The 24,496-nt window shown below is 70.7% G+C and carries 22 protein-coding genes and 1 pseudogene; 12 read left to right on the forward strand and 11 right to left on the reverse strand.

Annotation, left to right across the window (positions count from 1 at the left end; genetic code table 11):
• The first annotated feature begins 82 nt into the window (after window positions 1-82).
• Complete coding sequence (locus tag ACWD5D_RS17180) at window positions 83-415, forward strand: helix-turn-helix transcriptional regulator (protein WP_451373508.1); 333 nt, start codon at window positions 83-85, stop codon at window positions 413-415.
• 32 nt (window positions 416-447) lie between these two features.
• On the opposite strand, the pseudogene ACWD5D_RS17185 reads toward ACWD5D_RS17180, so the two are convergent.
• A pseudogene (locus ACWD5D_RS17185) lies at window positions 448-888 on the reverse strand (IS701 family transposase); the annotation flags it as partial.
• A 381-nt stretch (window positions 889-1,269) separates the two neighbouring features.
• On the opposite strand from ACWD5D_RS17185, the gene ACWD5D_RS17190 reads away from it, so the two are divergent.
• From ACWD5D_RS17190 to ACWD5D_RS17200, 3 genes are all read left to right on the forward strand, one after another.
• On the forward strand, window positions 1,270-1,827 hold the full coding sequence (locus ACWD5D_RS17190; RefSeq protein WP_451373509.1) for a hemerythrin domain-containing protein: 558 nt from the start codon (window positions 1,270-1,272) through the stop codon (window positions 1,825-1,827).
• Between the two features lie 218 nt (window positions 1,828-2,045).
• Window positions 2,046-2,558, forward strand: coding sequence for a hypothetical protein (locus ACWD5D_RS17195; protein ID WP_451373510.1), 513 nt, complete (start codon window positions 2,046-2,048; stop codon window positions 2,556-2,558).
• 425 nt (window positions 2,559-2,983) lie between these two features.
• Window positions 2,984-3,337 (forward strand): Ku protein, encoded by a 354-nt coding sequence (locus ACWD5D_RS17200; protein ID WP_451373511.1) that lies wholly within the window; start codon window positions 2,984-2,986, stop codon window positions 3,335-3,337.
• A 315-nt stretch (window positions 3,338-3,652) separates the two neighbouring features.
• On the opposite strand, the gene ACWD5D_RS17205 is transcribed toward ACWD5D_RS17200, so the two are convergent.
• The 4 genes from ACWD5D_RS17205 to ACWD5D_RS17220 form a co-directional block, all read right to left on the reverse strand.
• Window positions 3,653-4,435 (reverse strand): Fpg/Nei family DNA glycosylase, encoded by a 783-nt coding sequence (locus ACWD5D_RS17205; RefSeq protein ID WP_451373512.1) that lies wholly within the window; start codon window positions 4,433-4,435, stop codon window positions 3,653-3,655.
• 15 nt (window positions 4,436-4,450) lie between these two features.
• Window positions 4,451-4,822: a low affinity iron permease family protein gene (locus ACWD5D_RS17210; protein ID WP_451373513.1), complete on the reverse strand. Its 372-nt coding sequence runs from the start codon at window positions 4,820-4,822 to the stop codon at window positions 4,451-4,453.
• Window positions 4,819-5,553: a UdgX family uracil-DNA binding protein gene (locus tag ACWD5D_RS17215; RefSeq protein WP_451373514.1), complete on the reverse strand. Its 735-nt coding sequence runs from the start codon at window positions 5,551-5,553 to the stop codon at window positions 4,819-4,821. The genes ACWD5D_RS17210 and ACWD5D_RS17215 overlap by 4 nt, the downstream gene beginning before the upstream one ends.
• A 443-nt stretch (window positions 5,554-5,996) precedes the next feature.
• Window positions 5,997-10,253: an HAD-IC family P-type ATPase gene (locus ACWD5D_RS17220; protein ID WP_451373515.1), complete on the reverse strand. Its 4,257-nt coding sequence runs from the start codon at window positions 10,251-10,253 to the stop codon at window positions 5,997-5,999.
• Between the two features lie 282 nt (window positions 10,254-10,535).
• On the opposite strand from ACWD5D_RS17220, the gene ACWD5D_RS17225 reads away from it, so the two are divergent.
• Window positions 10,536-10,853 (forward strand): hypothetical protein, encoded by a 318-nt coding sequence (locus tag ACWD5D_RS17225; protein ID WP_451373516.1) that lies wholly within the window; start codon window positions 10,536-10,538, stop codon window positions 10,851-10,853.
• Window positions 10,854-10,915: 62 nt separating this feature from the next.
• Here ACWD5D_RS17225 and ACWD5D_RS17230 read toward each other — a convergent pair whose 3' ends face one another.
• Window positions 10,916-11,053 carry a hypothetical protein gene (locus tag ACWD5D_RS17230; protein ID WP_451373517.1) on the reverse strand — a complete coding sequence of 46 codons (138 nt, stop codon included), beginning with the start codon at window positions 11,051-11,053 and terminating at the stop codon, window positions 10,916-10,918.
• Window positions 11,054-11,319: 266 nt separating this feature from the next.
• Here ACWD5D_RS17230 and ACWD5D_RS17235 point away from each other — a divergent pair, with 266 nt between their 5' ends.
• Complete coding sequence (locus ACWD5D_RS17235; protein ID WP_451373518.1) at window positions 11,320-11,598, forward strand: hypothetical protein; 279 nt, start codon at window positions 11,320-11,322, stop codon at window positions 11,596-11,598.
• A 440-nt stretch (window positions 11,599-12,038) separates the two neighbouring features.
• On the opposite strand, the gene ACWD5D_RS17240 is transcribed toward ACWD5D_RS17235, so the two are convergent.
• From ACWD5D_RS17240 to ACWD5D_RS17255, 4 genes are all read right to left on the reverse strand, one after another.
• Window positions 12,039-13,415 carry a HAMP domain-containing sensor histidine kinase gene (locus ACWD5D_RS17240; RefSeq protein WP_451373519.1) on the reverse strand — a complete coding sequence of 459 codons (1,377 nt, stop codon included), beginning with the start codon at window positions 13,413-13,415 and terminating at the stop codon, window positions 12,039-12,041.
• A 3-nt stretch (window positions 13,416-13,418) separates the two neighbouring features.
• Complete coding sequence (locus tag ACWD5D_RS17245) at window positions 13,419-14,096, reverse strand: response regulator transcription factor (RefSeq protein WP_451373520.1); 678 nt, start codon at window positions 14,094-14,096, stop codon at window positions 13,419-13,421.
• Window positions 14,097-14,463: 367 nt separating this feature from the next.
• Window positions 14,464-18,462, reverse strand: a complete 3,999-nt coding sequence (locus ACWD5D_RS17250) for a Pls/PosA family non-ribosomal peptide synthetase (RefSeq protein WP_451373521.1) — start codon at window positions 18,460-18,462, stop codon at window positions 14,464-14,466.
• A gap of 484 nt (window positions 18,463-18,946) precedes the next feature.
• On the reverse strand, window positions 18,947-19,834 hold the full coding sequence (locus ACWD5D_RS17255; RefSeq protein WP_451373522.1) for a helix-turn-helix transcriptional regulator: 888 nt from the start codon (window positions 19,832-19,834) through the stop codon (window positions 18,947-18,949).
• Between the two features lie 234 nt (window positions 19,835-20,068).
• Between ACWD5D_RS17255 and ACWD5D_RS17260 the strand changes: the two genes are divergently transcribed.
• From ACWD5D_RS17260 to ACWD5D_RS17285, 6 genes are all read left to right on the forward strand, one after another.
• A complete protein-coding gene (locus ACWD5D_RS17260; RefSeq protein ID WP_451373523.1) occupies window positions 20,069-21,085 on the forward strand; it encodes a zinc-dependent alcohol dehydrogenase family protein in 1,017 nt (338 codons plus the stop codon).
• A 61-nt stretch (window positions 21,086-21,146) separates the two neighbouring features.
• Window positions 21,147-21,374: a cyclophilin-like fold protein gene (locus tag ACWD5D_RS17265; protein WP_451373524.1), complete on the forward strand. Its 228-nt coding sequence runs from the start codon at window positions 21,147-21,149 to the stop codon at window positions 21,372-21,374.
• A gap of 73 nt (window positions 21,375-21,447) precedes the next feature.
• Entirely contained in the window at window positions 21,448-22,215 is a 768-nt protein-coding gene (locus ACWD5D_RS17270) for a glucose 1-dehydrogenase (RefSeq protein WP_451373525.1), read from the forward strand.
• A 63-nt stretch (window positions 22,216-22,278) separates the two neighbouring features.
• Window positions 22,279-22,599 (forward strand): carboxymuconolactone decarboxylase family protein, encoded by a 321-nt coding sequence (locus tag ACWD5D_RS17275; protein WP_451373526.1) that lies wholly within the window; start codon window positions 22,279-22,281, stop codon window positions 22,597-22,599.
• 47 nt (window positions 22,600-22,646) lie between these two features.
• Window positions 22,647-23,060, forward strand: coding sequence for a (R)-mandelonitrile lyase (locus ACWD5D_RS17280; RefSeq protein WP_451373527.1), 414 nt, complete (start codon window positions 22,647-22,649; stop codon window positions 23,058-23,060).
• 391 nt (window positions 23,061-23,451) lie between these two features.
• Window positions 23,452-24,060 (forward strand): superoxide dismutase, encoded by a 609-nt coding sequence (locus ACWD5D_RS17285; RefSeq protein ID WP_451373528.1) that lies wholly within the window; start codon window positions 23,452-23,454, stop codon window positions 24,058-24,060.
• A 29-nt stretch (window positions 24,061-24,089) separates the two neighbouring features.
• On the opposite strand, the gene ACWD5D_RS17290 is transcribed toward ACWD5D_RS17285, so the two are convergent.
• Entirely contained in the window at window positions 24,090-24,449 is a 360-nt protein-coding gene (locus ACWD5D_RS17290) for an ArsR/SmtB family transcription factor (RefSeq protein ID WP_451373529.1), read from the reverse strand.
• Window positions 24,450-24,496: the final 47 nt, after the last annotated feature.

A 24,496-nucleotide genomic window follows, 5' to 3' on the forward strand; every position in this document is an offset into this window, starting at 1 on the left:
CATCCCGCCTGACACGTCAATACATACCTGAATATCATTTCAGGCTTTTGGGTGCGTGAAAAAGTAGCCGTAGGATCTAGGCATGCTGGGAGTCGATGGAGTGCCCGAGCCGCATACGGGATGGACGTTTCTGACCAATCACGCGCGCGTCCTGGCGAGCATCGCCGACAACCACAACGCGCGGATCCGGGACATCGCGGCCCGCTGCCGGCTTACCGAACGTGCCGTCCAGAAGATCATCTCGGATCTGGAGCAGGACGGTTACCTCTCCCATACTCGCAGCGGCCGCACCAACCACTACAGGATCGACCCGAGCAAGGTCCTGCGTCATCCGGCCGAGGCCGGGCTCACCGTGGCCTCTCTGCTGTCGATGCTGGTCAGAGACGAGGTCGAACGCCAGGGGTCGGTCGAGTAAGGCCAAGTCGAGTCCTGAGGCCCGCTCGGTCAGCGGGTGCGGTCCGGGTCGCATGTCCAGGAGCGCGGGATGTACAGCTCCCGGTCCACCGCCGCGTGCCCCCGCTCGCCCGCGTGGACGAGGCAGACCGCGACCTGAGCGTTTTCGATCCTGCCCGTGGTGCCGGTGTACTGGCGCTGGACGGCGACGGTGTGAGCGCCCTTCTTCACGTCGCCGGTCTCGTCGACGACCAGCACCGCGGCATCGTCGTGGAGGTGCTTGACGGCGTATTCCCGCACGTCATCACGGACGGTGTCGGCGTCCCAGACGGCCCGGGACGGCAGGTGCTGCATGCCGTGCGGGCTGGTCTCCTCAGCCCGCTCCGCGATGGTCCAGCAGTTCTTGCGCGGCAGGTCCGACAGCAGCCCCAGTACCAACCGCTCGGCCCGCAGGCGGGGTTCGACCTGGGTGAACCGGCCCGCGATCCGGCCTATGGCCACCTCGAACGCCTCCCGCCAGCGGATGGGATCTGTGCTGTGACCTGGGGCACCGTCTCGTCGTGAGTGCACACAACCACGATGATCAACGGTGGCCGCACCCGTTTGCCCACCGGCCCCGACAGCAAGACCACGAGCTACAGCCGGAGGCAGCTGGAAAACGCGCTTGGCCGCTGACAGGGATGACCGGGCCCCGGGCGGAGCCCAGAGGTTTTGGAGGCGAGTGAGGCAGGCGGCGCTTCCCCGCGGCAGGACGAAGCCGTCCCCCTGCTGGGTGGATCACGCGCACGGCCGCACACCGTCGGCCCAGGACGGGAAACAGTATGTGCTGGGCTGGACTGACTCCAGCCCGAAACGAGCAACGAGAGGCGGAACCCCATGGGGCATGGCGGAAATGTGCTCGAGGAACTGATGACCGACCACCGTGAGGTCGAGGAGATCTTCGGCCGGATCCAAGCAGTGACCGGTGGCCAGGAACTACGTGATCTCGTGGACGAGGTCACCATCGAGCTGGTGCGTCACTCGGTCGCCGAGGAGCAGTACGTGTACCCGATGGTGCGCGAGCAAATCGAGGGCGGCGACCGGCTCGCCGACAAGGAGATCGCGGACCACCACCGGGTCGAGAAGCTGCTCAAACAGCTGGAGAGCACGGACGCCGACGGCCCCCAAATGAGTCCCCTGCTTCAGGAGCTCATGGACGAGGTGTCCGCCCACGTCCAGGACGAGGAAAACAACCTCTTCCCAATGCTGCGCCAGGTCTGCTCCTCCAAGGCACTCGACGAGCTCGGGGACAAGGTCCGCCGGGCCAAGGCCATGGCTCCGACCCGCCCGCACCCCTCGGCGCCCGACACCCCGCCCGCGAACAAGCTCCTCGCCCCGGGCGCGGGTCTGGTGGACCGGGCGCGCGACTTCGTCACCGGCCGCGGTAGGTCCTGACCGCCGCAGGCGGTGAAGGGGCCAGCTCCGGGGGCACACAGCACGCGCTCAGTGCGCCTCCGGAGCCTGGCCCGCATGCTGTGACGCGGGTCATTTCTTCTTCCAGATCGGCTACCTACGCTTTTGTGCCAGGAGCGGGGCAGCGCCGCTCCGCGAAACAGCTCGCGGGAACCGATCCAGCCGGACACAAGCGAGCAAGCTCCCGAGAGATCAACGCCGTGCCCGATGAACTGATGCCTGTCATAGCCGCCTCCGCTCGCTGGCTGCTGGCCGCCTACCCCGCGCCCGCTGGCGCGCTCAACGGAGCGCTGGCCGAGGCCCAGGCCCGGCAGGCCGCCGCACTCGCCGCCGCCCTGCGCTATCCCACCAGCCTTGACGTGCAGTTGCTTCATCTGCTCGCACCAAGCGGATCCCACCGCTTGGACTGGCTTACGGGGTGCGATCCGCATCCCGACGACTTCGCCTGGCGGACCTGGGTCGACGAAACCGTCGTCAGCTGGGCAGCCTGTCTGCTGGCGGACCCCGCCCTGACCACACATGCCCATCAGGCCCTCAAGGAAACGGAGCACCATGAGGAAGCCGGCGGCCTGGAGCGGCTGATCAACCCCGGCGACCGGGACTCCGAAGCCGCTGCCCTACTCCGCCATCCTGACCTGCTCGAAAACGTCGCCAGTCTGCACCGACACCAGCTCGTAGAGCTGCTCAGTGTCGGCGGCGCCGAGCTGCGGTGATCCCTTCTTCAGATGGCGGGTGCCCTTGAGCGCGCACTGTGTGTACGTCACGTCCTCAAGCTGCCGTCGCCTTCACGGGCTCGCTACCCACCGTTGGAGCGGAATCCTCAAGCGCAGCGCGCCATTCCTCGGGCGTTGCGTACTGCTCACGATTGCGTACGTCGAACCAGAGATGTGCGTATCAGTTCGACGTCGACTTCCATAGCGGAAGCCCAGGACCTGCTCGCCCCCCGACCATGCTGCCCCGACCCCGAGGTACCCAGGGGCACTGCTGGCGAGGACCGTATGTGTGCACGCCTTGGGTACCCGGACCGAGAAGGAGAACTGCGGGAAGAGAGGAGAAAGGAGTCGGCTTGCGACCAGTGACATATCGGTCGGGCCGTCGCCACTTCTGGTGACAGCAGTTTCGCGGAGGTGGCAGTGGCATGGCAGGTGCTGTGTGGAACGGTTTCCTGACCTTCGGTCTGGTGTCCTTGCCGGTGCAGCTGTTCACTGCTACGGACAGCCACACGATCCGGTTCCGTCAACTTCAGCGCGGTACCTCGGACCGAGTGCGCAACAAACGCGTGAACGAGCTCACCGGCGAGAAAGTGCCGCTGGATGAGGTCGTCAAAGGGGCGGACTCGGAAGACACATACGTAATCCTCGAGCCTCACGAACTGGAGGACATCGCGCCCGGCCGCTCCCGGGAGCTGGAGATCACCGGTTCCGTCGATCTTGAGGATGTCGAACCGATTGCCGGAGCACACGGGAGGCCGGATCATGCCCAGGCGTCGTGACACAGCCGTTTCGATGATGCGATGAGGAAAAGCCACGATGAAGCCACATAGGCGGACGAACCGTCCGCAGCCGGTGCCGAGAGACCCTCCCGACCAGCAGGCACGGGACAGTGACGACCGGTGGGAGCCACACTCGGGTGACGGTCACATGCCCGATCAGGACGGCACGTGCGATCAGGACAGCACGGGTGCCGTACCTGATGTGGACGAAGCCGGCGCGGGGCCACGGGGAGCCCCACGGCAGGCCGGAGTACGACCGGACCAGCCCGTACCCGACGAGCCTTCCGGCTAGGTCTCCTGTCCGTCGTGCGCGGGTCAGCGCTGGCAGTGCTCGCACCAGACGGTGCGGCGGCCCGATAGGCGGCGTGAGCACAGCCGCCCGCTGCAGCGCGGGCACGCCGGTTCGGCATCGTCGCGATGGCCGGTGAGCCAGGTACGGCGCGGCGGCACGCGTCCGGCGCGGGTGGCGGTGGCGAGCACCCCTCGCATCGCCGTGAACACGTGACGTGCCTCGGCGTCGCTGAGGTCCCGCGCCGGGCGCCCGGGAGCCACGCGCGCCCGCCACAGGATCTCGTCGCTGAGCAGGTTCCCGAGGCCGGCGATGAGGGACTGGTCCATCAGCACGCCCTTGACGGCTCCCCGCCGCCCGGCGATCAGCTCCAGGAAGTCCGGGCGAGTCATGTCCAGCGCGTTGGGGCCCAGCCGCGCCAGGAGCCGCTCCAGCGCCCGCGGATCCGGGGAGAGCCGTATGCCCTGGAGTTTGCGCTGGTCGCGGTGGCGCAGTTGCCGTTCGTCGTCGAGGGTCAGGACGACCCGGTCATGGGTGTCCAGCGGATCGTCCGCGCGGGCGCACACCAGCTCGCCGGTCATGCCGAAGTGCCAGACGACTGCGGGCCCGTCGCCGACCGGGACGACCAGCAACTTCCCGTGGCGCCACGGGAGGCCGAGCCGCCGCCCCTCTACCTCCCGGCGTAGGCGTTTCGCGGTGACCCCGCGCAGTACGCCCGTGTCGCGCACGTCGACGCGTCGGACGCGCCTGCCACGGCCACACCTGTTCAGTACGTCGCGAAAGCCCTCGACATCGGGCAACTCCGGCATGCCTGCATCCCGGTCTCAAACTTCCTCTTCCATGCGGATCGCGGCTTTGAGGTCCTCGTGCGCCTCGCCCGGCGAGCCCTCCTGGGCTTCGAGCAGCGCGGCGGCGATGGCGTCCAGCTTGCGCTGGACCGCACGCTCGGCCCGCAGTTCCGAGTTCTTCAGCAGGGCGAGCAGGAGCAGCGTCACGGCCGTCATGCAGTCCCCGGCGAGCACCTGCCACTCCGTGCCCAGCCCTGCGACATGGACGATCACCATCAACGTGACCAACCCCAAGCACACCAGGAAGAACACGGGGGAGCTGGTGAACCTGGACGCCTCCTCCGCGAACCGTTCGAACCTCCGGCGCCGGTCGCCGCCCCGGTCGGCGGGATGCGGAAAGGTGGTCATCTGCCCTCGCCTCCCCGGGGGCGGCCGTCGCCGTCCGCGAGGACGGTCGCGACCAGTCGCAGATCGGCGACGAGGCCGTCGTAGACCGCCGTGCGGTCGTCGGCGCGCAGGACGGCGGACGGGTGGATCGTCGCCACCAGCCCGCTGATCCCGGTGTCGGCCTCGCCCGTACCGTCTCCGTCGCCGCTGTCGTCGAGTCCGGGCCAGGGCAGCAGGGCGCCGCGCTGCTCGCTCACCCGGAATCCCGAGCCGAGCAGCGTTTTGCCCGCCGTTGCCCCGAGCGCGACGACCACCTTCGGTGACACGACCCGGAGCTCGGCCATGAGCCACGGCCGGCAGGCCGTCATTTCACGCAGGGTCGGAGGCCTGTGGATGCGGCGTTTACCGCCTTCGGGGACGGTGAACTTGAAGTGCTTGACCGTGTTGGTGACGTAGACCCGTTCCGGATCGATGCCCGCGTCCGAGAGGGCTCGCCTCAGCACCTTGCCCGCGGGGCCGACGAACGGTCTGCCCTGGCGGTCCTCCTGGTCTCCGGGTTGCTCGCCGAGGAGGAGGACCTGTGCGTCTCTGTCGCCCTCACCGAACACGGTCTGAGTCGCATCCTGGTACAGGGGGCAACCGCGGCACCGCGCGGCGGCCTTCCGCAGCCCGCGCAGACCGGCGCGCCGATCCGGGAGGAAGGGCGTCGCACCGTGCCCCTGGCCGTCCTGGATCTCCGTTGTTCCGACCATGGTGCCCGAGTACCCCACCTTGCGGGCTACTCGCGACGCGGTTGGTTCCTTGGGGCCGTCGGACGTCCCGTACGCCGGTCTGCGGCGGTCGATCGGGGGCAGCCGACCCGGTGCACATTGGGTGGGACTCGAACGCTGCGGTACCTGACCGATGGTCGATGTCCCGTCCCTCGAGAATGCGGGACGGCGACCGGAGCGTTCCGGTGGCGAGTCGAACGCCGGGGCGGATCTTGCTGCCTTCGCCGGGCCCGGCGCAGCGCCTTATGGACGAATCCGCGGGCCGCGTGGTCGACGGTCGCCCCCCACCAGTAGCCGTGGCGTCGTCGACCGCGGGGCCGGGCAGCCGCTGCGGAGGTAGTTGGGGAAGTAGTTCGTGCCGCGGTGGATCGTGCTCTGGTGACAGTCGTCACGCTGGTTGGTGCGCACGGGCGCCACGGGGCGGTTCACCAGCAGTTCGCTGGGCGGATACGCTCGGCCAGTCGCGGGAGGAACAGTGAGCTCGCCGTCGCTGCAGCCGCGGCGGACAGGGAGATGGTCCAGGCGATGGGACCGAGGGGCGTGGAACCGAAGAACTGGCTGAGGACGGGGGTCTGAACGACAGCCGCCAGTGCGGCCATGGAGCCGAGGGAGGCGAGGGCGACCGCCGGGCTACGGCCCCCGATCAGGAGCGTCTGGCCGAGTTGTGCGCCGACCAAGGCGACCAGGGCGACGGTGCGGGCACGGCTGGCGCGGCCGGTGAAGCGCGCGGCAAGCCAGCCCGCTGTGGCCCCCAGTGTGGTCGCCACGGCCCGGCACACCATCTCGTCGGTCAGGGCCGTGCCCAGCGAGACCTCGGGTCCCTCCTGGAGCATGCGTTCGGCGGCCTCGGGTTGCGGTGGGCGCAGGGCGATGGCCATGGCCGGGGCAAGGTCGGTGAAGAGGTTGACCAGCAGCAGTTGGCGGGCCGTCAGGGGGGAGGTACCGGTGGCGGCCGTGCCGAGCAGGGTGAAAGCGATCTCACCGAGGTTGCCGCCGACGAGGATCGCCAGGGCTTGCCGCACGGAGGCCCACATCGCGCGGCCCTCCACGAACGCGTCGAGCAGCGTCTCCAGCCGGTCGTCCGTGACGATCAGGTCGGCCGCCGCGCGTGCGGCCGGCGTCGCCCGCGTGCCGAAGGAGATCCCGATGTCGGCAAGCCGGATGGCGGGCGCGTCGTTGGCGCCGTCGCCGGTCATCGCGACAGTGCGACCCAGGCGTTGGAACGCCTGCACCACGCGGACCTTGTGCACGGGGGTACCGCGGGCGACCACCCCGACGTCGGGCAGCAGCTTGTCGAGGTCGCGGTCGTCGAGGTCGTCGAGTTCGGCACCTGTCACCACCCGCCTGCCGTCCAGGACGCCCAGTTCACGGGCCATCGAATCCGCGGTGCCCGGATGGTCTCCGGTGATCATCACGACGTGCACCCCGGCGTCCGCAAGTCGGCGCACCGCGTCACGGGCGGTGCCGCGCACCCGGTCGGCGAACGCGAGGAAGCCGAGGAAGTCGAGGCCGTCCACCGCTTCGTCGGTGAGTTTGCCGCCGGGTGCGTCCCGGCGTTCGGCGACCGCGAGGATCCGGTGGCCCTTGGCCGCCAGCTTCTCGCCCGCGTCGAGGATGGCACTCCTGCCCTTGCGGTCCAGTCGTCGGCCGTGGCGGGTGGCGCAGCGCTGCACGACCTCCTCCGGTGCCCCCTTCATCGACAAGATCCGACGCTCGCCGCAGCGGCCTCGCGTCGCGTGGAAGCCCCGGCTGGGTTCGAACGGCAGGCTGGAGGTGCGCCGCCAGCCCTGCGCGGACGTCGTCCGGTGCACCTTCGCCTGCTCGGCGCCCTCCGTGACCGCGCCGTCGGTGGCGTGTTCCAACTGCCCTCCGTCGTGCGGCCGTGGTGTCGCCCGCAGCGCGGCCGCAAGGACGGCACGCTGCTCGTCCTCGAGTCGTTCGAGGGGGAGGCTGTGGCCGTCGGAGGCCACAGCGACAAGGGCGATCCGTCCCTGGGTGAGGGTCCCCGTCTTGTCGATGCACAGGACGTCCGTGCGACCGGCCGCCTCGATGGTGCGGGGGTGCCTGAGCAGGGCTCCGCGTGCGGAGAGCCTTCTGGCGGAGGCGAGTTGGGCGGCGGAGACGAGGAACGGCAGTCCTTCGGGCACGCTGGCGACGGCCAGTCCCACACCCGCCCCGATGGTGTCCTGGATAGGGCGCCCCCGCAGCATGCCCACGGCGATCACGGCGGCGGCCGAACCGAGGGCCACGGGCAGCGTGGTCCGGGTGATCCGGGCCAGTCGACGCTCGACCCCGGCTGGGGGTGCCGCGCCGCGCCCACGTTCCGCGGCGCGGCCCGCCTCTGTGGCCGTGCCGGTCGCGACAACGACCGCCCGGCCGCGGCCCGCCGCCACGGTGGTGCCCTCGTAGACCATGGACGTACGGTCCCCCAGGTCCGAGGCCAGAACAGGAGCCATGTCCTTGGCCACCGGCAGCGACTCGCCGGTCAGCGCGGATTCGTCGACTTCCAGGTGGTGCGCCTCCAGCAGGCGTCCGTCAGCCGGTACCACGTCGCCCGAGTTCAGGTTCACCAGATCGCCCACGGCCAGTTCCTCGGCCGGGGCCGTGGTCTCCTCCCCGTCCCGCACCACCTGAGCCATGACGGCCGACTCCCGCCGCAGCCGGGCGACCGCGCGGTCGGTCCGGTACCGCTGAAAACCGCCCATGAGCCCGGACACAGCGGTGACCGCCACGATGACGACCGCGTCGAGGATGGCACCCACGGACGCCGACATGGCCGCCCCGGCGCCGAGGACGGGGGTGAGCGGATTGGCCATCTCGGCCAGGTAGGCCCGGCCGAGCGAGGTCGTCGGCGCCTGCTCGCCGGTGGTCGTGGCCCGCGCCCGCGCCTCTTCCGACGTCAGCCCGTCCTCGCTGCCGCCGGTTCTCGAGAGCGCCGTGGTCGGGTCCATCGCATGCCACGGGTGCCGCGAAGCCGTGGTCACCGGAGGGGGGCGTCGAAGCAGTCGTACTGCCGCCCAGACGCCGACCGCGCTGCCCAGCGCGGCCGCCGTATTGAACGCCGTCACACCCCTGGCAGCCGGGCGCCGCGTCGCTCCCGCCAGCACCGCCGTCGCGCCGACCACGGCCGCGGCCTGGGCGAGCCGCACGCCCCGACGAGCGGTCACGCGGGCGGTACGGCAGGCCTCCACGATCACGACGGCCGACGCGGGATCGCCGTCCACGTACAGGCCCGCGCCCCAAGGCGGTCTCCCTTGCGGGTCGACGAGGCCCACACCGACATCCGCGGCCTGGAGCGCGCGTCGGTCGTGCGAGAGCAGCAGTACGCCCTCACCGTCGCGCTGCAGGGCCCGTACGGATTCGAACAGCCGGTCACCGCCACCCTCACTGACAGCGTCGGCCTCCCGTACCGAGGTGTCGGCGGTGTGGGTACCCGCTGCCACGACTCTGAGCCCGGCCGCGTGGGCGGCTGGGACGAGCGCGCCGGCGGCATCGTGCATCTCGGGCAGTACGCCGATGACGGCGAGCAGACGCTCCCGGCGCACCAGACCCAGCACCAGGTGCGCGCCCTCGCGCCGCAGACGCTCCTGGGCCGGCTTGGCCGTGCGGCTCCGCAATGCCAGACGCTCGATCGGACCCAGCTCCCATTCCCCGTCTCGTTGCACGGTTTCCGGAGCGGAGCCGTCGAAGAGGCGGTGAGCCGTCGCGGCGAGTTCACCCGCGGGTGCGTCCTTGTCGAGGGCAACGAGATCCGACGGCCGGTGGGCACCGGTTGCCAGCGCGTCCGTGTCGAGCAGTACGACGCCGATCCGGTCCAGTCGGCGCAGCGCTTCAGGGTCGGCGACGACGATTCCCCGACGGGCCAGACCTCTGCCGAAAACGCAGGCGAAGCCCTCGCGCGCAAGGGGCGGCGCCTTCGGGATCGCCGCCAACGCCGCACCGACGGCCCGCCCGGGACGCCGGGTGACCAGCAGTGATCCGACGAACGACGCCGCCGCCACGGCGAGTGCCTGGTCGGCGTATCGCTCGATGGGCCCCGGCTTGAGCGGCACTTCACGGACAGGCGGCTCGGGCACCGCGCGGTGGCCCGCTGCCATGGCACTGCCCGTGAGGCGCGGCTCTGCCGCGGTCCAGGCGGCGGCCTCCGCGTTGTCCTCCATCGCCCGGAGGGCATGCCGGAACGTGTCCACGGCGACCCCGGCGAGACCGCCGGAGCCGGCCTGGCCTATGGCGGTGATCGAGGCCAGGAGGATTCCGGCGTTGTCGGTGCCGACGGCCCGCTCCACGAGAGACCGCAACCGGGGATGGGCCTCGACCAGCGGCGCGAGCGCCGCGATGCTCGCAGGGATGGGGGTGTGAAGCGTCAGACCGGCCAGCGCTGCCACGGGTGCGGCGGCCACGTGCAGGGCCATGGCCATGGCGGACCGGCGGGCCGTCCCACCCGCCACAGGGTGCTCGGGCACCGGATGCGCGGCGCCGTGGGCTTTCTCCACCGCCTCCACCGCCTCGACCAGGGCGTCCGCCACCGTCTCGGTCTCGAACCCACCGTCGGTGCCGACGATGGCATGACCGAGCACGGTGTTCACCACCGCCCACTCCACCGAGGGGAGGGTGCAGAGGCGTCGCTCGACGTGCTCGGCCAGCTTCGCCGCCGCGTCCTCGGGCAGCTCACCTGGGCGCAACCCGCGAACGGCGACGTGCGCACGCCTTCCGAAGAACCGAACGCGCCCCCGAGCCTCGTCCTTCAGCACACCGGCCGCGGATGAAAGCAGTGCCCGCAGTGGTCCGCACCCCGTCAGTGCCATCTCGTATCACCAGCTTCCCGTGGTCCGGGCCCTCACTGCCCGGGCACGATCAGGTCCGGTTTCGCGCTTCCATCGCAACGCCTTTCCTGCGCACACGCCACCGGGAGCGCGAGAATGGAAGAGGTACACCACACCGACTCCGATGAAAGGAGGAGGGGGATGGGCAAGACAGCGGAGTACCCGCAAAAGGAGACTCAGGCGCGCGACGGCACTGGTCTGCACCTGCACATGCGCACGCTGCACCCCTCGGTGCCGATTCCGTACCTCACCAAGGAGGAGATGACCAGCACGGCCCGAGCGGCAACCGCGAGATTGACGGGTACGCCACCCGCCAAGGATCTCTTGTTCTACGGGGGACTCGGCGCCCTGACCGTGGCAGGGGCTCTGGAATGGCCGGTCGCCCTGGCCGTCGGCGGTGCCACCTGGCTGCTGCGCAGCGGCCGGAAGCAGAAGCGTGACACAGGCGCCCAGCCGTAGGACGTCCCGGCGCCCGGGAGGAGCGGCGCCCGGTGGCGTGAGACCTGCCGGGCACCGGATGGCTATGCGGCGGCCGGTACGGAGGCCGAGCGCAGGGAGCGAGAGCAAGTGGCCCACAGCTCCCATACGAGGCGCAGGATGATTGCCTCTGCGAGGGCAACGGCGATCTTCATCGCCACGGCTGCCAGGAATTCGGCCATGGTGGCTTACTTTCTGTACTCGGATACGGGTCTCTGAAACCCGACAATGCATTCCTTACTTCCGTCCCGGGCGCCCTCCAGACATCTCGTTGATGGTTTGAAGATGAACAGATGGTGTCGATGGCCGATGCGGGGCAGGCCGAGGTACCAAGTGTCGTCTCGGGTGGACGTCGGGTTCCACGGCCGATGATTCATCTGGGTGATTACACAGCCTTCGTGACCGGCCGATCGGTAGAGCCCTCGTTGCTCTCGGCAGGAGGTCAGGCATGGGTCACTGGGTCTACGAATTCTCTGGGTGCCCCGACAGGGGTCGCTATCAGCAATTTGCTCAGGTGGAGCCACGCGAGTTCGTGGTGTGCGAACGTGTCGGCGGACCGGTCATGGTGGATGGATTCGTGCGAGAGAGCGTCGATGACCTCATGATGGTTGCCCGCTTCCGGTGGGTGGCCAGCGGAGACACCTCCGCGGTGATGCCGGAGTTATTGCGGGCAACGGGACTTCCGGCGTCGCCTGGTGGCGGGGCAATGAGTGAGCAACAGCTGTGATCCACCTGCTGTGGGGCTATCGGTGCGAACAGCGGCACCCCATGGCCTGTGCCTTTGGACCTGCTGGCGGTCGAAACCAGTCAGGCCCCTCCCGTGTTCCTCACCAGGGGCGCGAGCTCGCCCGGAGGCACCCAGCAGTTGGGTCCGCCCCCATGGCGCGGCCAAACCTCCGGGCCACCGCCATGCCACTCGATGAGGTCCGAGTCGGCGACGTCCAACTCATCCCCGTGCACGAGCCCGAAGTGCCGCAGGATCAGGGTCAAATCGTGCAACGAATGGGCTGTGCCCAGGAACTGGTCACCGACGCACACGCGGCGGCCGCCAGACCCGCCGGGCGCCTCCACGATCGCGGAACGCTCGACCATGAGCTCAGCTTCTCCCAATCAAAGCCCGACCGCATTCCGTGGCGAGATGGCGGCCACCCGGTCCGCAGGCGTGCGTCAGGGCTGGCGCGCCGGAATCAGGATGACCAGCCGAGCGCCGGGGGAGTTGTCCTCGATCAGGGTGCGGCCGTGGTGGGCCGCGACGACGTCGCGGACGATGGCCAGGCCGAGTCCGCTGCCGCCGGTGTCCCGGGAACGCGCGTCGTCCAGGCGGGTGAAGCGTTCGAAGACGCGTTCCCGGTCGGCGTCCGGGATGCCGGGGCCGTCGTCGGCGACGACCAGGCGGGTGGTGCCGTCCTCGGTGCCCAGGCTGACCGTGACCCGGCTGTGTGCGTGGCGCACGGCGTTGTCGAGGAGATTGCGTACGGCGCGTGCGAGGGCGTCCGCATTGCCTTGTACGCGCGCGGCCCCGACGGCGTGCTGGTCGATCGGGACCCGTGCGCCGAGTCGGGCCTCACGCACCTCGGTGAAGACGATCTCGTCCAGGTCGACAGGGCGCGTGCGGATCCGGGGCCGGTCGTCGAGCCGGGCCAACTGGAGGAGGTCGTCGACGAGCCGGGTGAGCCGGTCGGACTCGTGCAGCAGGGACTCGGCGAGGGCCTGAGCCTCGGGTGTGCGGGCGTGCCGGGCGGCCACGTCGAGGCGGGTGTGCAGGACGCTGAGGGGACTGCGCAGTTCGTGGGCGGCGTCGGCGATGAAGCGTCGCTGCCGCCGGGTTGCCGTGTCCAGGCGTTCCAGCAGGTCGTTGAGCGTCCGGGCGAGCCGGGCGAGCGCGTCTGCCGTGGGCGGCACGTCGAGACGGCGGCCGAGGTCGGAGGCGGTGATCTCGGCGGTCTGGGCGCGCATGGCCTCCACGGGGCGCAGCGCCCGGCCGGTGAGCTGCCACACCACGGCCGTGAGCAGGGCGACGACCGCCGGCGTTCCGGCGGCCAGGCCGACGGTGAGCCGGGCCAGCCCCTGGTCGACGCCTTGGGTGGGGACGGCCACGTACACCGTCGAGGGATGGCCGGCCGAACCGGCGGGAACACCGACGGCCCGCCACGTGCCGTTGTCGCCGATGGGGATGTCGTGAACGGTGTGGGCGTGCGGGGTGTTGGACCGGCTCGCCAGGAAGGAGAAAGCCCGCGGTCGGCCGCGCAGGTTTCCCGAGCTTGCGATCACGGCGCCTTTGCGATCGACGATCTGTACGGCGACCTCCCCGTGATCGGTGGCCGGTATCTCCGTGTCCGCCTGGATGGTGGTGGCGTCCGTCGCGACGACCTCGGCGCGCTGGAGTGCGGTGGTGTCCAGGCCGCGGATCAGGCTGGCGTGCAGCCAGACGACGAGGAGGACGGCGGCCGAGGCCAAGCCGGCGGCGATGACCAGGGCCGCGGCGGCGGTCAGTCGCAACCGCAGCGACCTGCGGGCCCACCGGAACTGGGCGCCGGCCGCCATCGCTCACCCCGCACCGCTGCGCAGCCGGTAGCCGAAACCGCGGACGGTCTCGATGGAGCGGCGGCCGAACGGGACGTCGATCTTGCGCCGCAGGTAGCCGACGTACACCTCGACGATGTTGGTGTCACCGTCGAAGTGCTCGTCCCACACGTGGGTGAGGATGTCGGTCTTGCTGACCACCTCGTCGGTGTGCCTGGTCAGGTACTCCAGGAGTGCGAACTCGCGGGCGGTGAGTTCGATCTCCCGTTCCCCGCGGCGGCAGCGGCGGGAGGCGGGGTCCATGCTGAGGTCGCCGGCCCGCAGCACCGCCGGCCGGGCCGGTGCCCCGCGGCGCAGCAGCGCCCTGAGCCGGGCGACGAGGACGACGTACGAGAAGGGCTTGCTCAGGTAGTCGTCGGCGCCGAGATCGAGGGCGTCCGCCTCGTCGTACTCGCCGTCCTTCGCGGTGAGCATCAGTACCGGTGTCCAGATCCTGGCCTCGCGCAGCCGCTTGAGGACCTCGTAGCCGGAGAGGCCGGGCAGCATGATGTCGAGCACGATGACGTCGTACGACTCGTGCAGCGCCCGCCACAGGCCGTCGGGCCCGTCGTGGGCGACGTCCGCGACGAAGCCCTCTGCGGCGAGTCCCTCGGCGATCGCCGCGGCGAGTCCGCGCTCGTCCTCGATGATCAGCGTCCGCATGGCAGCCTCTGATCCACCATAGCCGCGGTCGGTGACGGCCGTCGGCTGAGAAGGCGCGGAGAAGCACGGCGTCTCTCATCCCGCTGTTCCCAGGACCCGCGTCGAGGCTGGAGTCATCGAGCACATGCAGGGAAGCGAGGAGGAGGACGATGAGCGACATCGAGGACGAGCGCCCGAGCCGGGGCGCGGTCGCCGCCTCGCAGCGGGTGCGGCAGGAGGAGCGCCACGATCGGCGCGAGACCGGAGAGCGGCGTGAGGTCCGGCGGAACGACCGCGGCCGGGCAGGGCGGCCGGGCCGCGGTGGGCGAGGGCCGGTGGGCGGTGCTTCCCGGACGTACTCATGGCCGGTGTCCTACGGTCCGTTCCCTCACGTGAAAGTCGCGCGCCCTTCGGTTGGCAGGCCCTGCCAGTCCGTGCCGGCGGGCAGGTGTTCGCCCTTCATGACCAGGGACAGCGCGCCGAGCCGGACCCCGGCGCCGACCACGGCGTCGTACAGCACCACCGTGCGCTGGCCGACGCTCGCGCCGGGGCCCACGGTCACCCTCGACATCTTCATCACCCTGTCCTCGAAGAGGTGCGTCTGCAAGGACACGTGCCGCCCGATCGCGGCGTCGTCGCCCACATCCACCAGGTCGAACTCCGTCAGGTAGGTGGTGCCGATCCAGGTGCGTCGGCCGATGCGGGCGCCGAACAGGCGCAGTACGGGCGGCAGGAACGGCGTACCCACCAGGGCGCCGACGCCCGCGGGCACCGCCGCCGCCTCGAACAGCCCCGTGACGAACTCCGTCCGGCGGACGAACAGGCTCCACAGAGGTTCGACGCGCGGCCCGTACCGGCCGGCGACCACCCATTTGGCCAGCGCACAGCACCCGACCACGGCCGCCATTGCACCCATGGCGAGCGACGGGGCCACCAGCACGGTCACCGCCGGCCCGGTGCGGCGGGCGAGGTGGCCCAGGGCCAGCACGTACCCGAAGCCGCCGGCCGCAAGCAGCGTCGCGGGCAGGGTGGCCCTGAAGAACTCGATGGCCAGGCGGCCCAGTACGGCCCCGCGGGTCGGCCGGAACGTCAGCCTCTCGGGGTATCGTCCGCTGTCCTGGCGCACCGGCAGCCGCAGCGCGGGCGAGCCCAGCCAGGTGCTACCGGCCGGCACCTGACCGGCGGGCGGCACACTGCCGACGCCCACCAGACACCCCGGGCCGAGCCGGGTACCGGCGGGCACCAGCGTCGCGTTGCCGACGAAAGCACGCGTGCCCACCTCGGCGGGCGCGAACGCCATGTGGCCGGCGGCGAAGGCCGCGACGCCGACACCGGCCATGTCCGCGACGAAACTGCCGTCTCTGAGGGTGAGCAGGTCAGGGTCGATATGCGCCACGGTGGACACCTCGGCGCCGCGCCCGACCCGCGCACCGAGCAGTCGCAGCCAGGGGACGGTGTAGAGCGTGGCGTACAACGAGTTGGTCAGAGCCAGGCTCTCCTCCAGAAGTTTGTCCGCGACCCACTTGCGCACGCCGAGCGCCGACCGTACGGGGTGGAAACCCGTCGGCGTCCTGGGCAGCACCGCCCGCTTGCCCACGCCGACGATCAGGCACAGCGTGGCCACGAAGACGGGCCCGAACAGCATGACCACGGCGGGCACACCGCTCAGCCTCGCCCACCAGCAAAGGATGACGCCCGGCAGGGCCGCGACGAGGGGAACGGCTTCCAGCAGGGCCAGACCGAGCAGGCTGGCGACCATGTGCCGTGGCCGTCGGCGGTCCGTCCGGTGCGGTGAGTTCAGCAGCGACTCGACAAGCGGCGAGAGCACCTCGACGGGCCGGGCCGGCGATCCGGCGCGTCGTCCTCCGGCGGGGATCGTCTCGCCCGGGCCCGTCAGGGACTGCTCACCGAGCGCGGCGCCGGGCCCCAGCTCGGCGCCGGGTTCACAGACGGCGTTGGCGCCGACATACGCCCGCTCCCCGATGGTGATCGGAGCGATCGTGACCCATCCGTCGGTGACCTGCCAGGGGCGCAGGGTGGCTCCGTAGCCGATCGCCGCGTCACCGCCGATACGCAGCAGCTTGGGCAGTCCGATCAGGCTTGTGGCGATGGTGGTGCGCGGGCCGACCCGCGCCCCGAGGAGTCGCAGGTAAGGGCCCATCAGTACGGATCCACTGAGCACACGCAGCGGGCTCATGCCGAGCAGCAGCACGTCGAGTGCCCACAGGCGCACGTAGGTGGTCCCCCACAGCGGGTATCGGCCGGGTCGGATCCCTGCGGCCAGCGGCCGGGCGAGTACGGCGGGGGCGAGCCAGCGTACTGCCAGATAGCCGGCCAGCACCGCGAGCATCGGTCCGGCGGCGCCCGTGGCCGGCAGCCGACCCTGTCGAGCCGCGTACCAGAAGGCCAGTGGCGCTGTGAACAGCAGCACGAGGGAGTAGAGCGCGGCCGCCTGGACCAGGCCGGCCCGTGTGATCCGCGCACGGCCGTGCCGCAGCGGCGTCACGCGAGAGCCCTGCCCGGACCCCTTGTCGGGATGGCTCCGCTGCGTGTACAGGCGGGCCGTGAAGGTTCGCACGGTGGGGTTCTCGTACAGGTCACGCAGCGTCGGGTCGGTGCCGCCGCCCTGTTCCCGAAGCAGGGACACGGCGTGGGCCGCGAGCAGGGAGTGCCCGCCGAGGTCGGTGAAGAAGTCGGCCTCGGCCGACACCTCCTCGGAAGGGACGCCGAGCGCGTGGGCCCACGCGTCACGGACGCGTGCCTCCCGCGCGCCGCAGACCGGGGCCACGTGATCGGATGCCGCGAGACGGCGGCCGGACGGCCGGGGCAACCGCGCGCGGGCGGTCTTGCCGCTCGGCGAGAGCGGCAACCGGTCAAGGAAGTCCAACGTATCCGGGACCATGTAGGGCGGCAGTGCCCGCACCAGGCGGTCGTGCAGCCGGGCGGCGAGAGCCGCTTCCTCGGCGCCGCCGTCCGCCGCCCGCACGACATACCCGGCCAGAACCTGCTGCTCAGCACCCTCGCGCGGGACGAGCGCCGCGGCTGCCTGCGCGATGCCCGGGTCCTCCATCAGTACGCTCTCGATCTCCTCCAGCGACACCCGGTAACCGCGGATCTTCACCTCCGCGTCACTACGCCCGAGATACTCGATCTCCCCCTGCGCGGTCATCCTGCCGAGGTCACCGGTGCGGTACAGGCGCCCGCCCCCGGGCGCGAGGGCGTGACGGACGAAACGGTCGGCGGTCAGGTGGGCGCGGCCGACGTAGCCTCGGGCAAGCCCCGGCCCGCCCAGGCAGATCTCCCCGACGGCCCCCCGCGGAACCGGTTCGCGCCGCTCGTCGAGGAGGACCACCGTGTACGTCGGCAGGGGGCGGCCGATGGTCACCGGACGTCCCGGGCGCAGTTCCTGAACGGTGGCCGTGACGGTTGCCTCGGTCGGCCCGTAGGTGTTGACCATGCGCCGTCCCGGCCTGCTCCAGCGTTCGACCAGCGCGGCGGGGCACGCCTCCCCGCCGACGAAGATGCTGCGCAGGAGCGGGAGGTCCCGGGGGATGGTCGCCAGCAGGGTGGGCACGCAGTACAGGACGGTCACCCTCTGCCGGTCCAGGAAGTCGGCGAGTTCCGCCCCCAGCCGTCCCGCGCCCGTGGGGCCCGCGACGAGTGTGGCGCCGGCTGCCCAGGTGGGCCAGATCTCCTCGATCGAGAAGTCGAAGGAGATGGTCATGCCCTGGTACACGCGGTCCGAGGGCTGGATGTCGTAGACCGGGGAGACGACCCGCACGAAGTTGCGGATGCTCGACCGGGCGATCTCGACCCCCTTGGGCCTGCCGCTGGACCCTGAGGTGTACATCACATAGGCCAGCGGGTCCGTCCCGCTGCTCGTCCCTTCGGACGGCCGCGTGGTGGGCAGCACCGCCAGGTCCTCAGCGACGGAGTCCGTCTCGAGGACCGCGCATCTCTTGCGGGACACGCCCTGGATCGCGTCGGCCGCACAGGTGGAGGCGGTCAGCACGGCATCGACACCAGCGTCCCGGAGGATGTGGGTCACCCGGTCGGCGGGCGCTGCCGGATCGACCGGCACGAACGCCGCACCCGCCTTGCACACGCCGAGCAGGCTCACGTACATCTCCACCGACCTCGGCAGGAGCAACGCCGCACGGCTGTCGGGGCCGATGTCGAGACGGCGCAGCCGGTGGGCGACCTGGTTGGCCCGGGCGTCCAGTTCGGCATAGGACAGACTTCGGCCTGCGCACTCGAGGGCCACGGCGCGCGGGGTGCGGTCGCAGGCGTCCTCGAAGAACCGGTTCAGTCCGGTGACGCCCCCGGCCGCCGGCCCCGTGCGGTCCTGGCTCGGGGGGACAGACGGAACAGTGGTGTCGGACTTCATGGTGCTTCCCTGGATCGCGGTCCCGCAGTGGTGCGGTGGACTCGGCCCGGGCCTGGGACGCGCAGCCGTCCCAGCCACTCCTCCAGCCTGGATGCCACTCGCTGAGAGGATGCTGAGAAGCGGCCGGCGCAGGCGGTCGGTGGACGGCAACAGAACGGATGCCGCCTCGCTCGCCGGGCGAGGGCGCACCATGAGGGACGAGACAGCACGTGGTGCGAGTCGCCGTCGTCGCCGCTCTGGACGCCGTCGTCCTTCTCGCTCGCTGTCCCCCCTGGCCCTGGCCATCCGCTCGGCCCTGCACGCCGACCAGCGCGACACCGTCGACCGGGCCGCCCTGGCCGGGGGCTGGCCGCGTGAGTCCGGAAGTCCGGACTACGTGACCGGCGACCCCGCGGAACTGCCCCCATCCCCGGCCGGCGGGCACCTCGCCGGAAGAGGCGCCGCCACCTTCCGGGACTGCGGGCGCGCCGCGGGGAGAAAGTGGTCAGTTCTCTCGCGGCCGTCCGGCCAGAGCTTCCTGTGTCGCGGCCCAGGAGGCGAGCAGGCGCAGGCCCTCTTCGGAGGGTGAACCGGGTTCGGCCGTGTAGACGGTGACGGTGAGGCCGGGCTCGGCCGCCATTTCCAACCCCTCGAACGCAAGGGTCAGGTCGCCGACGGCATGGTGGTGGAAATTCTTGGTGCCGGTGCCGTGGTGGCGGACGTTGTGGGCGCCCCAGCGGGTGCGGAAGTCGTTGCTGCGGGTGGATAGCTCGCCGACGAGGTCATGAAGCTCCTTGGCGTGGGGGTTGCGGCCGGCCTCGGTGCGCAGGATCGCGACGGTGACGTCGGCGGCCAGGCCCCAGTCGGGGTAGAAGCGGCGGGACGCGGGGTCCAGGAAGGTGAAGCGGGCGAGGTTCGCCTGGTTGTGGGGGTTCGCGTAGACGTCGCTGTAGAAGGCGTGGGCGAGGGCGTTGGTGCCGAGGATGTCCATGCGGCCGTTACGGACGAAGGCGGGGCCTGCGGTGATCGCGTCGAGCGTCCACTGCAGGCTCCGGTGCGGGGTCCACTGCCGGGCGGGGCGTCGGCGTCGGGGGCGGGTGAGGGTGTCGGAGCCGTCGGCGGCCTGGGCCAGGTGGAGGAGGTGGGCACGTTCGGCGTCGTCGAACTGGAGGGCGCGGGCGACGGACTCGAGGACGGCGGGGGAGGCACCGGCGAGGTTGCCCCGTTCGAGCTTGGCGTAGTACTCCACGCTCATGTCGGCGAGGGCCGCAACCTCGCTGCGGCGCAGCCCGGGGACGCGGCGCCGGGTCCCGGAGGGCAGTCCGGCCTGCTCGGGGGTGATCTTGGCTCGCCGCGAGGTGAGGAACTCGCGGACCTCCTGTTGGTTGTCCACCCTTCGACCGTACGTGCAGCAGGCTGCATGAGGGATGTACTGCCGGTACACCCATCGACGGTGACTGGCTGGCCGCCGCGAGGAGCGGTTACCTGGAGGACGTAGCGCTGTCCCGGCCGTCGGTCGGCAGGGGACGGGGCCGCCCGACCTCGGCGCGCGGTCGCCTCGCGACCCGGGGACGGTCGCACGCGGACCGCTTACAGCGGCCGACTTCACGTGAGCAAAGGAACTTTCATGCGCGGCGCAGTGATCCACGCCCCCGGTGACGTCCGCTTCGGGACGCTGGACGACCCGAAGATCCTCCACCCCACCGACGCGGTCATCCGCACGGCCGTCACCTGTGTGTGCGGCTCCGACCTGTGGCCCTGGCGTGGCCTGGAGCCGATCGGCGACGCCCGTCCGATGGGGCACGAGTACGTCGGCTTCGTCGAGGAGGTCGGCTCCGAGGTCACGGCCGTGAAGCCGGGCCAGTTCGTCGTCGGCTCGTTCGCGACCTCGGACAACACCTGCGCCAACTGCCGTAACGGCTTCCCGTCGAACTGCCTGCACCGCGAGTTCATGAGCACCTGCCAGGCCGACTACGTCCGTATCCCCAACGCCCAGGGCACCCTGGTCGCCACTGACGAGGTGCCGGGCGAGGAGCTCTGGCCCGGTCTGCTGGCCGTCTCCGACGTCATGGGCACCGGCTGGTGGGCCGCCGACGCCGCCGAGGTGAAGCCCGGATCCACCGCCGTGGTCGTGGGCGACGGGGCAGTCGGCCTGTGCGCGGTGATCGCCGCCAAGGAGATGGGTGCCGAGCGGATCATCGCCATGAGCCGCCATGAGTCCCGGCAGAAGCTGGCCCGCGAGTTCGGCGCCACCGACATCGTCACCGAGCGAGGCGACGAGGGCATCGCCCGGATCAAGGACCTCACCGACGGCATCGGCGCCGACAGCGTGCTGGAGTGCGTGGGCACCGCGCAGGCCATGCAGCAGGCGATGCACTCCGCCCGCCCCGGCGGCAACGTCGGCTTCGTCGGCGTCCCGCACGACGTCGCCATCGACGGGCAGGAACTGTTCTTCTCCCACGTCGGCCTGCGCGGCGGCCCCGCCCCCGTGCGCCGCTACCTGCCCGACCTCATCGAACGCGTCATGACCGGCCGGATCGACCCGGGCAAGGTCTTCGACCTCACCCTGCCCCTCGACCAGGTCGCCGAGGGCTACAAGGCCATGGACGAGCGCCGAGCCATCAAGGCACTCCTCAAGCCCTGACCCCGCACCCTTCGGCTCCCGGGGCCGAACGCCCCCCCGCCCCTCGAGGAGGACCTCCAGCATGACCACGTTCGCTCTCGTCGGTGCCGGTCCCGGCCTGGGGCCGGCCACAGCCCGCCGCTCCCAAGCAGGGGACCTGGCCCACTACGCACCTTGGCGCAACCTGGCCCTCTTCCACTGCGACGGCGAGAGGTCCCCGGGCCTCGTCATCCTCGGGCGCCTCGACGACAACCAGGACATCGACGGGCCGGCCACCGCCGACCGCGTCACCATCGAACCCCTGACGTGACCTGACTCGGCCCGCACACCCACTCGGCATACCGCCGCCGCCCCCACGCACCGCACGGAAAGAGCGAAGCCCGTTGAACCCCACGTACGACTTCACCGGCATGGTCGCCTTTGTCACCGGAGCCTCATCCGGCATGGGCCTGGCCACGGCACGCGCCTTCGCCGAAGCGGGCGCCGCCGTCGGCCTCGCCGACATCGACGAAGCCGCCCTCGACACGGCGGCACGGCAGCTCACCGACGAAGGCCACAGGGCGCTTGCCCTCACCTGCGACGTCACCGACGAGTCCCAGGTCGCCTCAGCCGTCGACCGCACGGTGGAAACCTTCGGACGCCTGGACATGGCCTACAACAACGCCGGCATCCAGATCCCGCCCGCCGACGCCGCCGAGGAAGCGGGCGACATCTTTGACCGCGTCCACGCCGTCAACCTGCGCGGCATCTGGGCGAGTATGAAGCACGAGCTGCGTCACATGCGCGTCCAGGGCAGCGGAGCGATCGTCAACTGCTCCTCCCTGGGCGGCCTGGTCGGCATCCCCGGCCGCGCCTCGTACCACGCCAGCAAGCACGGCGTCATCGGTCTGACCGGCAGCGCCGCCCTGGAGTACGCCCCGCGCGGCGTCCGCATCAACGCGATCTGCCCTGGCACCGTCGACACCCCCATGGTGAGCGACATGATCGCCAAGGGCGAACTCGACCGTGCCGAGGCCGAAGCGAACCAGCCGATCCACCGTCTCGGCACCGCCGACGAGGTTGCGCAAGCCGTCCTGTGGTTGTGCAGCCCCGGCGCCGGCTTCGTCGTCGGCGTCGCGCTGCCCGTCGACGGCGGCTACGTCGCCCAGTGACCACCGAGCCGGCGAGCGGCTCCCCCGGTGGGGCCGACCCGATACGCAGCAAGGAGTGACAGCATGCCCAAGCAGTCCGCGCCCAAGGACCTGGAGGCAATCGCACCCAAGCTCGTCGAGGTCACCAACGAGGTGCTCTTCGGTGACGTATGGGAACGTCCCGGGCTCTCACCGCGCGACCGCAGCCTGGTGACCGTCAGTGTCCTCGCCGCGCTCTACCGCAGCGAACAGCTGCCCTATCACCTGGGCGTGGCGCTGGCGAACGGCCTGAGCGTCGAGGAGCTCTCCGAGGCCATCACCCACCTGGCCTTCTACGCCGGCTGGCCCAACGCCATGACCGCGATCAACCAGCTCAAGAAGCTCACCGAAGAGCGCGACTCCTGATACCCGCACACCACTTCCCTGCAGCCGCACAGCAAGGAACCCCTTCCGTGGAAATCGTCACGCAGACCCCGACCGCCAAGGCCCCCGCCGTGCGCTTCACCGGCGACGTCTACCTCAACATGATCGAGGCCCCCGCCGAGCCGGCCCGGCTGGCGACCGCCCTGGTCCGCTTCACCCCCGGTGCCCGCACCAACTGGCACTCCCACGCCAACGGCCAGACCCTCTACATCACCGACGGTGTCGGCCTCGTCGGCACCCGTGACGGCGACGTCGTACGCGTCAGTGCCGGCCAGACCGTCAAGTGCCCGCCCGGTGAGGAGCACTGGCACGGCGGCACCGACACCACGCTCATGGCACACATCGCCATGGTCGTCGGCGATGCTCACGGTGACGGCACCACCTGGCTGGAACCCGTGACCGACGAGCAGTACGCCGCAGCGCTCGCCACCGCCACCCGCTGAGGGCCCCTGGGACGGTCGATGCGCGAGTGATGGGACGCACGCCCGGCCACTCAATCTGTGGCGGTGCCAGGAGGCGTTCTCATGGACACGCGGCGCTCATGAGCGTGAGGCGGCTGAGCAGGTAGTCGTAGAGACCAGGCGTCGCGCCCGCCTCTGATGATCTGCTCGGGGCGGTCGTGCGGCGGGGTCGGCCGGGGCCGGCGGTTGCCGGTGAGAAGACGATCACCTCTCGGGAAGGCCGCACCGCATCAGGTGCCGCGCTGTGCGAAAGCTGACGGGCCGACCCCGCCATCCCTCATGTTGCTGCATTCATTTTGTTGTTGCAAGATCATCGCAATAGAGGTCTAGGCTGTCCCCGGACGATCACCCACCCGGAAAGGGGACGTGCCTGATGGGCACCTACGCGCTTCCTGACCTGCCGTACGACTACTCCGCGCTGGCGCCTGCCATCACCGGGGAGATCCTGGAACTGCATCACGCCAAGCACCACGCCGCCTACGTCAAGGGCGCCAACGACACGCTGGAGCAGCTCGCCGAGGCCCGCGAGAAAGACCAGATCACGCCGACCGGGCTGGTCGGGCTGGAGAAGACGTTCGCCTTCAACCTCTCCGGGCACGTCCTGCACTCGATCTTCTGGCAGAACCTGTCCCCGGACGGCGGCGACCGCCCCGACGGAGCCCTCGCCGGTGCCATCGACGAACACCTCGGCGGCTTCGAGCAGTTCAAGAAGCAGCTCACCGTGGCCACCAGTAGCGTGCAGGGCTCCGGCTGGGGCGTGCTCGCCTGGGAGCCCCTCGGTAAGCGCCTGATCGTGGAGCAGGTCTACGATCACCACGGCAACGTCGGCCAGGGCAGCACCCCGCTCCTGGTCTTCGACGCCTGGGAGCACGCCTACTACCTGCAGTACAAGAACGTCCGCCCCGACTACGTCACCAAGCTGTGGGACCTGGTCAACTGGGAGGACGTCGCCGCCCGTTACAGCGCGGCGGCCGGTGCCTGATCACCTCTGACGGATCGTACGTCCGCCGCTCAGTCGCCGTCGGCGATGCAGTGCTTCAGCAGGTCGGCGGCGACGGGGTCGACGATCCGGTAACGCACCACACGCCCCTCCTTCTCACCCACGACAACGCCTGCGGCGCGGAGCAGGCGGAGGGCCTGGGACACGGCGGGGTCGTTCATACCGGTCGCGACCGCGAGGTCCGAGACGGCGAGGGGTCCTGCTCGGTCCAGGGCCAGAAGGAGGGCGAGGCGTCCAGGGTCGGAGAGCAGGGAGAACCGCTCGGCCCAGGCGTGGACGTGGCCGGGCTCGCCGATGGCGGCGATGGCGTCGCAGACCCGGTGTCCGTCGATGGTGCGGCGGTCGGCGCGCTCGGCGGGGACGAGGTGCATGGGGGCATTCTCCCAGTGGGCCCGATGTGATCTTGAATACCCGCGTG

The organism is Streptomyces sp. NPDC002520, from assembly GCF_053595235.1.